Origin of the sequence: Alkalihalophilus lindianensis, from assembly GCF_032843265.1 — a bacterium.
In the GTDB taxonomy this organism is placed as follows: Bacteria; Bacillota; Bacilli; order Bacillales; family Bacillaceae_D; genus Alkalihalophilus; species Alkalihalophilus lindianensis.
Genome location: NZ_JAWJBA010000391.1, coordinates 1 through 268 on the forward strand (window position 1 = coordinate 1; position 268 = coordinate 268).

General features: G+C 34.3%; 1 protein-coding gene. It reads right to left on the reverse strand.

Annotation, left to right across the window (positions count from 1 at the left end; genetic code table 11):
• Positions 1–188 (reverse strand): hypothetical protein (locus tag RYX56_RS22725; RefSeq protein ID WP_317124169.1); only part of this gene is annotated, 188 nt, incomplete at its 3' end.
• Positions 189–268 lie beyond the last annotated feature (80 nt).

A 268-nucleotide genomic window follows, 5' to 3' on the forward strand; every position in this document is an offset into this window, starting at 1 on the left:
ATATTACCTGATTTTAGCAGCTGACCCAACCCTAGCCCTATTGTCAAACCAATATTTATTTCCACAAAGTTACAAAAACTTCTTGAATTCCAACTACAAATCAAGTAATATGAAGCTATATTATTTTTGAAAGGGTGACTAAAGGGCCGATGAACAACTAATCCTATTACCGTAATCATTCGGATCATGTGAAAATCATTCTGGATAGGATTAGTGCGGCCTTTTTTGTATAAATGAAAGTACACCACTTTGTGGTATACTATGACTT